Source organism: Nocardia sp. NPDC041819 (genome assembly GCF_055590505.1).
The window spans coordinates 1-1,435 of sequence record NZ_JBVJAP010000056.1 but is presented as its reverse complement, the minus strand read 5'-3'; the positions used below and the strand labels follow the sequence as shown (position 1 = coordinate 1,435).

Sequence of the window (1,435 nt, the reverse complement as noted above, 5' to 3'; positions counted from 1 at the left end):
TGGAGTGGTCCCATGAAGTTGGACACCGTAAGTAAGCGTCCATCTTCAGGAGGCAGGCCGATGTACTCGGGAAGCATGTTGAGTCAGGCCGATGCAATCTCGGTGATCGAACTGTTCGAGCAGGGCTTCACCGCGAAGTCCGCGTCCCTGTCCCTTGACCTCGCCCCGAACCCCGTTCAAATGTTGTACCAGCGATGGCAGCTGAGAGGACGGGACGCGCTGGTGACGAGGGAACGCAGGCAGTACGACTTCGGGACCAAGCTCGAGATCGTGCTCCGTCATGTTGCGGGCGAGTCGGGACGGGCTCTCGCCGAGGAATACGGGCTCCCCTCGCCCAGCACCGTCGCCAACTGGACGAGTATCTATAGACGCGAGGGCGAAGACGGGCTGCGGCCCAAGAGGCGCGGCCGGCCTCCGGCCGATCGCGGAAACCCTGCACCGGACAACGAGATCGAGACGCTGCGCAAGGAGAACGAGCGGTTGCGCGCAGAGGTCGCGTACCTGGGAAAATTGCGGGCCTTGAAGTCACAGGAACGACGCTGAAGGTTCAAGCCGTCGAAGACCTCAAGGCGCAGTACCCGTTGTCGCTCTTGCTGCAGATCGCGCACCTTCCGCGGTCAACGTTCTACGACCACCGGAACAGAATCGCCCGCGCGGATCGGCATGCCGATCTGAAAGAAGCCATCCGTCAAGCCTTCGAAGACGCAAGACGCGCATACGGGCACCGGCGCATCCTGGCGATCCTGTTGCGTCGCGGGTGGCGGGTGTCGAAGAAGACCGTTCTGAAACTGATGCGCACGCTCGGCTTGCGGTGCCCTGTGCGCCGCCGGCGGAGATACAACTCCTTCCGGGGCGAGGTTGGCCAGGCGGCCGACAACGTGTTGAACCGCCAGTTCACCGCAGCGGTCAAGCACGCTAAGTGGGTCACGGACGTGACCGAGTTCGCGATCGGGGCCTCCAAGGTGTATGTCTCGCCGGTCGTCGACCTCTACGACAACCGAGTCATCTCTGCCGTGGCAGGGCCATCACCAAGCGTGAAGATGGTCGCCGACGGCCTGCGCACCGCGATCGACAGCCTGCAGCCAGGTGAGAAACCGCTGGTTCACTCCGATCAAGGATTCCAGTACCGCCACGCCCTCTGGCAGGACATGCTCCGCCAGGCCGGCCTCACGCAGTCCATGTCTCGAAAAGGCACGTGCCTCGACAACGCCGTCATGGAAGGGTTCTTCAGCCATCTCAAAGAGGAATGGTTCCGAATCCAGCAGCCCGCGACCGTTGACGAGTTCCACGCCGGACTGACCGACTACCTGCAGTGGTGGAACACGACCCGCATCCAACAACGGCTCGGCTACCTCAGCCCCGACGAGTACCTCGCCCAAACATCCACCGCCGCATAAGGTTTAATTCCAAGGTCCAACTTTCGGGGACCACTCCA

At 62.4% G+C, this 1,435-nt stretch carries 2 protein-coding genes; both read left to right on the top strand.

Features of this window, described 5'->3' with window-relative positions:
* The first annotated feature begins 60 nt into the window (after nucleotides 1–60).
* Entirely contained in the window at nucleotides 61–543 is a 483-nt protein-coding gene (locus ACZ6DL_RS38070; protein WP_466058593.1) for a transposase, read from the top strand.
* A 38-nt stretch (nucleotides 544–581) separates the two neighbouring features.
* Nucleotides 582–1,397, top strand: coding sequence for an IS3 family transposase (locus tag ACZ6DL_RS38065; RefSeq protein ID WP_466058591.1), 816 nt, complete (start codon nucleotides 582–584; stop codon nucleotides 1,395–1,397).
* Nucleotides 1,398–1,435 lie beyond the last annotated feature (38 nt).